The organism is Flavobacterium arabinosi, assembly GCF_048158725.1.
In the GTDB taxonomy this organism is placed as follows: Bacteria; Bacteroidota; Bacteroidia; order Flavobacteriales; family Flavobacteriaceae; genus Flavobacterium; species Flavobacterium arabinosi.
In genome coordinates this window covers 553675-563797 of the sequence record NZ_JBLNKX010000001.1, presented here as the reverse complement: position 1 = coordinate 563797, position 10123 = coordinate 553675, and the positions used below count along the sequence as shown (strand labels likewise).

8 protein-coding genes are annotated in these 10123 nt (G+C 33.6%); 4 read left to right on the top strand and 4 right to left on the bottom strand.

The window, feature by feature from the left end:
* Positions 1 to 80 precede the first annotated feature (80 nt).
* The 4 genes from ACM55K_RS02325 to ACM55K_RS02310 form a co-directional block, all read right to left on the bottom strand.
* Positions 81 to 2822, bottom strand: coding sequence for a PorP/SprF family type IX secretion system membrane protein (locus tag ACM55K_RS02325; protein ID WP_416848637.1), 2742 nt, complete (start codon positions 2820 to 2822; stop codon positions 81 to 83).
* 1 nt (position 2823) lies between these two features.
* On the bottom strand, positions 2824 to 4275 hold the full coding sequence (locus tag ACM55K_RS02320; RefSeq protein WP_416848636.1) for a T9SS type B sorting domain-containing protein: 1452 nt from the start codon (positions 4273 to 4275) through the stop codon (positions 2824 to 2826).
* 108 nt (positions 4276 to 4383) lie between these two features.
* Complete coding sequence (locus ACM55K_RS02315; RefSeq protein ID WP_416848635.1) at positions 4384 to 5673, bottom strand: hypothetical protein; 1290 nt, start codon at positions 5671 to 5673, stop codon at positions 4384 to 4386.
* 187 nt (positions 5674 to 5860) lie between these two features.
* Positions 5861 to 6304, bottom strand: coding sequence for a hypothetical protein (locus ACM55K_RS02310; RefSeq protein ID WP_416848633.1), 444 nt, complete (start codon positions 6302 to 6304; stop codon positions 5861 to 5863).
* Between the two features lie 466 nt (positions 6305 to 6770).
* Here ACM55K_RS02310 and ACM55K_RS02305 point away from each other — a divergent pair, with 466 nt between their 5' ends.
* From ACM55K_RS02305 to recA, 4 genes are all read left to right on the top strand, one after another.
* Complete coding sequence (locus tag ACM55K_RS02305; protein WP_416848632.1) at positions 6771 to 7919, top strand: DNA polymerase III subunit; 1149 nt, start codon at positions 6771 to 6773, stop codon at positions 7917 to 7919.
* Between the two features lie 4 nt (positions 7920 to 7923).
* A complete protein-coding gene (locus tag ACM55K_RS02300; protein WP_416848631.1) occupies positions 7924 to 8307 on the top strand; it encodes a DoxX family membrane protein in 384 nt (127 codons plus the stop codon).
* 43 nt (positions 8308 to 8350) lie between these two features.
* Positions 8351 to 8860 (top strand): acyl-CoA thioesterase, encoded by a 510-nt coding sequence (locus ACM55K_RS02295; protein ID WP_416842182.1) that lies wholly within the window; start codon positions 8351 to 8353, stop codon positions 8858 to 8860.
* Positions 8861 to 9064: 204 nt separating this feature from the next.
* Positions 9065 to 10072, top strand: coding sequence for a recombinase RecA (gene recA / locus ACM55K_RS02290; RefSeq protein ID WP_035674074.1), 1008 nt, complete (start codon positions 9065 to 9067; stop codon positions 10070 to 10072).
* Positions 10073 to 10123 lie beyond the last annotated feature (51 nt).

The following is a 10123-nucleotide window of genomic DNA, read 5'->3' as shown; positions in this document are numbered from 1 at the left end:
CTAATTTAAAATTGCATAAAACTGGACTTATTTTAAAAAAAATTAATTATTACTGTCTTTTCATAACGGATTTTTATTTATTAATTTTCAATTTTAGCTATAGACATCTTACCATTATAAGGCTTATTCCCTTTTGATTGTAATGCTTTTTTTGCTTGTTCTATAGTATCAAATTTGTCGTAGTAAATAAAATATTTACTTGTATTGATATCATAAAAGAAATCTATATTTGATTGGCCCGCTGCTACTGATTTTGTTAAAAACTCATCTCTTTTAGCAACATCATTATGGACCGCAACTACTAAATAATAACCACTTTCGACATTTTTAATGTTTTTTAAAATTTGCATATTTGACTGCTCATCACCATAATCAAAATCTTCAGTATTTAAAGGAACTGCGCTAAAAGGGGTCTTCTCTTTTATTCGGCTTAATGTCGCTTTATCTTTCAAATACCTACTTTGATCATTCTCAAAACCTGCACGTTTAATTCTTCTTTTTTTCTCAATTTCTGTCTCAGCTTTAATTTTTTCTAATGAAGAAATTAAATTCACATTTGCCTGTATTACTTTTAATTGTTCTGCTTTTAGTGTTTCTATTGTTTTTAAATAATATTGATTTGTTGCATCATTTTTATTAGGCACTTTTTGGATTCTTTCTTTGTATAAGTTATCTAACGCAATAATTTTTTCATTTTGAGTTTTGTTTACCCCAGCTATTTCTAGTTTTAAAGCTTCTAATGCACTGTTTTCAGCAGACACACTTTTGAAAGGTTTTGGCTCACTTAAAATACCTTTATCACTTAAATCATTTTCCTCTTTTAAATCTTTAAGGTCTTTTTCTTTATTAGCGACTGTCGAGTTGAGTCGAGTCAATAATTGCTGTTGTGTATTCTTAGAATCTTCAACTAATTTGGTCAAATTATCCATAGATCTAACGTTCGCATCCTTAGGTGTAGTATCTAATTTCGCTTGTATGTCAGCATCTTCTTTAGCTTTGGCATCTGCAGCTAATTTGGCTTGGGCAAGTGCAGCTAATTTTTCCTGAGCTAACGCATCGGCTTTGGCTTTAGCATCTACGGCTAATTTTGCTTGCATGTCAGCATCTGCTTTGGCTTTGACTTTAGCATCCGCAGCTAATTTTGCTTGAGCGAGAGCATCTGCTTTGGATTTAGCATCTGCAGCTAATTTTGCTTGGGTAAGGGCATCGGCTTTGGCTTTAGCATCCGAAACTAATTTTACTTGCATGTCAGCATCTGTTTTGGCTTTGGCATCCGCAGCTAATTTTACTTGAGCGAGAGCATCTGCTTTGGATTTAGCATCTGCAGCTAATTTTGCTTGTGCAAGTGCATAGGCTTTGGCTTTAGCATCAAAAACTAATTTTGCTTGCATGTCAGCATCTGTTTTTGCCTTAGCATCCGCGACTAATTTGGCTTTAGTATCTGCGGCTAATTTTGCCTGAACAAGAGCTTTGGCTTTGGTTTCCAAAATTAATTTTGCCTGGGCAAGCGCATCGACTTTGGGTTTAGAAGCAGGATCCAACTTGGGTTTAGCATCTGTTACCGGTTTGGTTATCACCTGAACATTAGTTGTAAGTTTGGCTTTGACGGCAGCATCGGCAATCAATTTGGCTTTAATAGCAGCATCAGCCACAAGTTTGGCAGAGGCGGCAGCATCCAACTTGGCTTTGTTATCAGCAGCTAGTTTAGCTCTGGCTTCGGCAATTTCTTTCAGTTTAAACAGTCGGATTTCTTCTTTCTCAGCAATCATAGCAAGTTTAAGTTCCTTCAGTCTTTGAGCATCAATTGGTGATAAAATTGCTGATTCCTTAGGTGTTGTTGGAACTGATTTTCTTGCATCCACAGGAAGAATAATAGAACCTTCTTCCTCATCATCACCATAATAATAGGAATTACTTTTAAATTTATAAGCCAAAACTATTTCATGAGAAGAACCAAAATTTGATAGATTGCCAGTTGCTTTTTCGAAATTATACTCAATAGAAATTTTTGGAGTGATATTCATGCCTATTCCTCCAGACATTCCATATACAGTATTATAACCTGCTTGCGCCCATACTCCTTTTGGAATGGCAAACATCATTAAACCTGAAATGATAGTTTTGTCTTTTTTTAACTCTGTCTTAAGTAAGGCAGAAAATTTACTTTTATCAAAAAAACCATACGTGTCTAAATATCCCGTATGCATAATGTGTGCTTCGATGCTTTTTTCGGGATCGTCTTCTATGATCTTAGAAGTTTTAAGATTATATAAGATCAAATTATTGACCGATAGACCAAAATCAAGAAAAGCGGTTCCATAGTTTACACCTGGATTAACCGTAATTAAAGAATTTGAAGGTATATTTTCTAATGATGGATCTGGATAATTTGTAATAACCTTGGATTTATTTAAGCCACTTTTATAAAATCCTATATTCATTCCAAAAGTTAAATTACTATCTTCTTGCAGTATAACATTATGAGCGAAATTTGCAACAGCACCAAAAGTGGTTAAAACGCCATAATTTTGCTGGAATAATCCAATGGCGATTCCTTCATTCTCGCTAAATCTTCCGGAATAGCTCGCTAAATAGGTCTGCGGAGCATCATCAAACTGAACCCATTGTCTTTTATTATAAAAACTGATATTTGTACTTTGTTCTCTTACAAAACTAAAGGTTGGATTGATAAGGAATTTATTAAACTTCAAAGAATTTCTGATAGGTAATGAAAACGAAACAACTCCGTCCTCATGATCTTGAGAATAGAGTATTTGAAGTGTACCGTAAAAAAAAACTATGAATAGTAACGCTTTCCTCATATTATTTTAATACCGTTATTGAACCCTTTTTTACTTTTTTGTCTTGAGTGGTTATTATGTAATAATACACTTGATTGACATTTTTAAAATCCAATTTGTTTTCAGGCCAATTATTTTGATAATCATTTGTTTTAAGCACTATTTCTCCCTGAGAACTCAATAATAACACTTCAGTATTTGTTCCGCTTATATATTCTTGAGGAATAATCCAAGTGTCATTTATGCCATCGTCGTTAGGACTTATTAAATTTGGTATGTTTACAACATCTGGAAATGAATTGGGATTAACTGTCGTGTTTACCGTAAAAGGAAATTCACTTGAAGTACCGCATCCTGTAGTTTGAGTAATTACTACCTTATAGCTTCCTTTACTTTTCACATCATAAGTATTTCCTGTGGCATCTGGAATAACAGCTTCATTGAGATACCATTTATAATCAGGATTCGAAGCTGATGTGGTTACGATTACTGCTAGAGTTTCTTCCGGCGAAATAGTATTTGTATCGGGAACATTGATACTGCTGGTGAATTGATAATTTTGTAAATTGATAGCAGCATTAGCCACACAACTACCAAAATTGACAGCTACAGAATAGGCCCCTATCTGATTGGTTGCATACGTTTGGCTTGTTGCTCCTGATATAGCCACATTATTTTTATACCATTGATAACTATTTCCTGCTGACGTTGTCAATGTCGTAGCACCTGAACTTGAACAAAAAGGATTCCCAAGACTGGAAGTTATTGTGGTTGGAGCCGAAGAAGTAGCCTCATTTACGGTTACCCTGTTGGAATAGGAATCTGAAGTACAAGAACCATAATTGGTCTCAACATAATATTTTCCGGGTTGGTTCACGCTTAAACTTTGCCCTGTAGCTATAGGAGTTAAACTTGGTTCCTTAAACCAATTATAGGTTAACGAAGGGTATTTTAATGGGGAATCGTTTAATCCTGTGCCGGGATTATCTATCGTTAAAACATAACTCCCACCTGAGCAATAAGTAGCGGTCGAAACAAAATTATTAATGGAAAACGGAGTATCCTGAGCTTTGTAATAGGCCGAAAAAGCAGAAGAATTAGGACTCGTGGCCGCTGGACTTGTACTTTTAATTCTCAGTCTATATTTTTCCCCGGCAGTTGTATTTGGTACCGGAAAAGTTAAAGTTGCAGGAGAAACGGTAACAGTACCCGCGCCAGAGGTAAAAACAACAGTGGAACTGGTAAAGCTTCCGTTTGGATCGGATAGTTCTACTATAAATTGATTTGCAGAATTCAAACCCGAAACTGGTGAAAAAGAAAAAGTTACGTTAAAAGTATTAAACGAGGAATTAGCACAAATTTGACTAAACGATAAAGCAGGAGTTCCTATAACTATCTGAGCATTAACATTATTAGTTAAAGGCAAAACCAAAAACCAAAAATAAAAAAAATATTTATTTACAATAGTAGTCATTCCGCATGTATTCTTTATTTAATAGCATTCATATACATATCTAATCGCCGCTTTTCATTATTTAAACTTTTGTGTTTGAGATAAAATCACTCGAAAACGGTAGTTGTTTTAATGATTGCTTAGTGCGGTTATTTTAGCAATTCGCAATCTAAAGTCAGGCTTTTTTTCATTTATGAGGTCAATAAATGTTTCCTTATTATCACTTTGAGAATACACATTAGAAAACGCACTATTGCCGTACCAATTCTCTAAATCTTCGTTATTAGAATTATATTCTGTAAAAATATTTCCTTTGCAAAAATTAAAATACATCGCTTCAAATTTTATTTTTTTTAAATTCTCTCCGTTAATTTCAATTTTATTATTCAATAACACTGCGGGGTTAAAACCAGAAATAACACTTCTTCTAAATTCGATATTAGCATTTTCTGCAATATATACGGCTTCCTTAACTAAGCCCGATTGAATATCGGCACTTATATTTTCGCTATTATTAATCAATGTTAAATTGGTTGCGGTAACCAATGTTTGTTTTTTAGTAAAATCCACTTCTTCTTTTTTATCATAAGAAGCAACATCTATACATCGAGAGCCTGTATTGCTTGTTAAATAAGAAGAACGAATTGCTAACGAATTATCAATTCGGCATTGTGTTCCAAAATTAAATTTATAATCATCACTACTTGATTTAAAAGAAACCATCTTATTCAAATAAAGTTCTCCGCCAAATATTTCAAAGGAATCACCCGCTGAATAACTTATCATTATGTTTTCTAATATTGTTTTGTTACCTACACCCGCTAATAATAACGCATTAAAATTACCTAAACCTTTAATTTTTTTTCCAGCAAATTCTATTCTTACAAATTTTAAAACACCCGAATTACTACTTGCATTAGTACCTCCATAAAAAGTTAAAGAATTATCTAAATCAAAATTTATGGCTGAAACATTTCCAAATTTATTTGTCGGTGCATCTCCCAGTATAACTATTCCTCCCCAATCTCCTGCTTTTTTTACACTTCTGTTAGAAGTAAAAACGATTGGATCCGTCTCTAAACCTTCGGCAATAAGAGTAGCTCCTTTAGTGATAATAAGAGTAGCACTAGATTCAAAATCCCCAATTATTACAGTACCTGGTTCTATGGTAAGAGTCGCGTTATTTGTCACGTAAACATTTCCCTGTAATATGTAAATGTTTTTCTTGTATAGTTTTGTGTTTACAGTAATATTACCCGCCAATATTTGATTTGCTTCACCATAATCAGTTTTGTTAGGTTTAAATTCTGTCCAATTATTTAACCAGTTACTAGAACCTGTTATTCCTTTTTCTTGCTGTGCATTCATTCCACAAACCACTAAAAAGAACATCCATATGCTTTGAGTAAAGTTTTTCATGATTAAAAGATTTAAATATTGATCTTAGAAACTATTTGAATTAATAAAATTAAAAAAACACGTTATGAGTTATTCGAACCACCTCAGAATACATCGATAACTAGTCTAAAAAAAATTAATATTCAATTATCGCTGCAATATTCTAAATCACTTGTAAATGAACATTAATAAGGAATTAAAGTAATCCTTACATATCATTGAATTCATGTAATGATTTCAAAGTATTTTCATAAAATAGAATTGCTGCCACTAAATTATCTGTATCTGAATAAGGCACCATTCTCCTTTGAAACGCAACGGTTACATCAAGAAAACTTGTAGTACTTTCCATTTGATCAGCTAATATTTTTCTATTATCTGCATCATTTGGAATTCCCAGATCAGTCATAGTAACTCCTGGTTTTGTAGCCAAAGCAATGTAGGGTAATGTTTTTACCAGAACTTTTATACGTTCAATATAAAGTTCTAATAATTCTCCTTTTTTCATCCCTTGCAACTCTTTCTGGTCATGGTATTTTTTTATTAAAGCATTTGTGCTAATAATACTTTTAGGAGCGTTTTTATCTTGTGCTGAAACCACACCTGTCGCTAACAAAAAAAACACACTAAAAAAAATAATTTTCCCTTTCATAATTTGAATATACCAGTTAATTTATTAAACAAAAATATACAATAAAACTCAAAATGCAACTTTGCCAATATTTTTTTTGATTACAAAAGATTACAAAATATAAAAAAAAACGTATTATAACGAATAAATTTGCGTTTTATCGGATGCTGTGATTTTTCATTACACAAGTGATATTATTGGGATTAACACATTCTCACTGTATTATAAAAGCTTGTAAAAAGAAAATTTAATTTTCTCAAACTAATTTTTCATTTATTAATATTTAACCTACATGTCAACAAATTGAAACTGTTAAATTTTCACAAATAATTACCTTTTTTATCTATTTTAAGCTCTTTTAACCCTAAAAAAAGTTAAATTTTCACCCTAAAAAAGGCACTTCCACAACGTCATTTATAACGTTACTTTTACTGAAACTTTGCATCCTAAAATTTTAGACTAAACCATTTTCTACTATCTTTGCTTCATGCAATTTTCAGAAATTTTAGGACAAGAACACATTAAAAGTCATTTGACAAAAAGTGCTGATTTGGGCAGAATTCCCCATGCCCAATTGTTTGTCGGTCCTGAAGGAAGTGGCACTTTACCTATGGCAATTGCTTATGCGCAATACATTATTTGCAGCAATCAAAACTCAGAAAACTCGGGTTCAAACGAAGCTTGTAACATTAAATTCCAGAAAACATCCCATCCGGATTTGCATTTTATTTACCCAACCGTAAGTACCGAAGATGTAAAAACGAAACCCAAAAGCATCGATTTTATCACGGAATGGCGGGAGTTTTTAAACCAAAATCCGTACGGAAGTTTGTTCGACTGGTACCAAATGTTAGGCGTTAAAAATAAACAAGGAGAAATAAGGGTTGACGATGCTCAGGAAATCCTAAAGTCGTTAGCTTTAAAATCCTACGAAGGCGGATACAAAGTAATGATTATCTGGATGGCCGATAAATTGAATATTGCCGCTTCCAATAAATTATTGAAACTACTTGAAGAACCTACGGACAAAACGGTTTTCATCTTGATTTCAGAAAACGAAGAAGATATAATTCAAACCATTCGTTCCCGATGCCAAGTGTTGCATTTTAATGGCTTAAGCGAAAAAGTTATCTCAGAAGCCTTAGTTTCAAGAGAAAATATAGAAACTAAAAGGGCTATAAAAATAGCACATCAAGCGCAAGGAAATTATAACAAAGCACTGCAATTATTACAACCGGACAGCGAATCTGTTTTTTTTGAAAAATGGTTTATTGACTGGGTTCGGGCCGCTTTTAGAGCTAAAGGAAATGCAGCAGCCATTCAGGATTTGATTCAATGGAGCGAACAAATTGCCAGTTTAGGAAGAGAGACCCAAAAGAAATTTTTACACTTTTGTATCGATATGTTCCGTCAGGCCTTGTTGTTGAATTATCAAACAGCAAGTTTGGTTTACATGGAACCACAAGTAGAGAAATTCAAACTGGAGAATTTTGCGCCTTTTGTAAATGGCAACAATATAAATGATATTTTTAAAGAACTTTCAGATGCCATGTATCATATTGAACGCAACGGAAATGCAAAAATTATTTTAACCGATTTATCTATAAAACTAACCCGTTTAATTCACAAAAAATAAAAACATGAACAACATTACTTCTATTTTAATTTTGATTTTTCTTGCGATTACTTTTCTGCAATCCGGTTATGACAAACTGTTTTATTGGAAAGATAATGTGGACTGGTTAAAAGGACATTTTGCTAAAACCCCATTAAAAAATCAAGTGCCGCTGGCATTACTGAATATTTTAATTTTAGAATTAATTTCCGGTATTTTATGTATTGTTGGCTGCATCGAATTATTGGTAAACAATGGAAGAATATTTGGGTTTTACGGAGCGGTTTTCTCCTGTATTACTTTATTGATGTTGCTTTTCGGACAACGTTTGGCCAAAGATTATGATGGTGCCAGAACGATTGTTATCTATTTCATACCCGCTATATTGGCCGTTTATTGGTTAAACTAGAACTGTATTATATTTAAAAATAACATTTACTTTTTATACAAAAATGACTCCAAAACATCCTTCAGAATCCCTGACGATATTAACCGATTTGGTTTTACCGAGCGAAACCAATCCTTTGAATAATCTTTTTGGTGGCGAATTATTAGCCCGTATGGATCGTGCAGCGAGTATTGCAGCCGGAAGACATTCCCGAAGAATAACCGTAACCGCATCCGTAAATCACGTGGCGTTTAACAGAGCTATTCCACTGGGAAGTGTGGTAAATGTGGAGGCCAAAGTCTCCAGAGCTTTCAAAAGTTCAATGGAAATATTTATTGATGTTTGGGTAGAAGACAGACAATCAGGAAACCGCACCAAAGCCAATGAGGCGATTTATACTTTTGTAGCCGTTGATGATACCGGAAGACCTGTTGAAGTACCTCAAATAGTCCCAGTAACAGAACTGGAAAAACAACGTTTTGATGCAGCCCTAAGACGAAAACAGCTGAGTTTAGTTTTAGCAGGAAAAATGAACCCTCATGATGCAACAGAATTGAAGGCATTGTTCACATAACAATCTTATATTAGCTTGTTATTTTTTATTAAAATTTAGATTTGAAAATATTCTTGAAAGAGAAAATTTACATTAAAAAAAGAAGTATTTTTACGAAAATAAATGTTTTTACATAAACGAAATTTTCAGGATAATTAGTCATTCTGTCAGTTTCTTACAGTTATAAAATAATACAAATAGATGAAAGAAAAGGTAAAAGAGAAGATGAGTACAGAGAAAGAATCCAAATTAAAAGCGCTACAACTTACGCTTGACAAACTAGACAAAACATACGGAAAAGGAACCGTAATGAAAATGGGGGATAAAGCCATTGAGGAAGTAGAAACTATTTCTTCCGGGTCTTTAGGAATCGATTTAGCATTAGGGGTTGGAGGCTATCCAAGAGGAAGAATAATTGAAATATACGGTCCAGAATCTTCTGGAAAAACAACTTTGACGCTTCATGCCATTGCTGAGGCTCAAAAAGCAGGTGGAATTGCTGCTTTTATTGATGCGGAACACGCTTTCGATAGAAATTATGCAGAGAAATTAGGCGTAGATATCGAAAACCTAATCATTTCTCAACCTGATAATGGCGAACAAGCTTTAGAAATTGCTGAAAACTTGATTCGTTCAGGAGCAATTGACATTGTTGTAATTGACTCGGTTGCTGCTTTGACTCCAAAAAGTGAAATCGAAGGCGAAATGGGAGATTCTAAAATGGGTCTTCATGCACGTTTGATGTCTCAAGCATTGCGTAAATTAACAGGAACCATCAGCAAAACGCATTGTACCGTTTTCTTTATTAACCAATTGAGAGAGAAAATTGGAGTAATGTTTGGTAATCCGGAAACTACAACGGGAGGAAATGCATTGAAGTTTTACGCTTCAGTTCGTTTAGACATCCGTCGTTCTACTCAAATAAAAGATGGTGATAATGTACTTGGAAACAGAACCAAAGTAAAAGTGGTGAAAAACAAAGTCGCTCCGCCATTTAAAATCGCTGAATTTGACATCATGTATGGTGAAGGGATTTCAAAAACAGGAGAAATTTTGGATCTTGCAGTAGAATTTGAAATCATCAAAAAAGCGGGATCTTGGTTCAGTTATGGTGAAACTAAATTAGGGCAAGGCCGTGATGCTGTGAAGTCTTTGATAAAAGACAATCCGGAATTAGCGGATGAATTAGAAGAAAAAATTAAAGCCAGAATAAAAGAATTAGCAGAAGCATAAAAACTAAAACCCGAATAATTTCGGGTTTTTTTATTTTTACACGCAACCTTT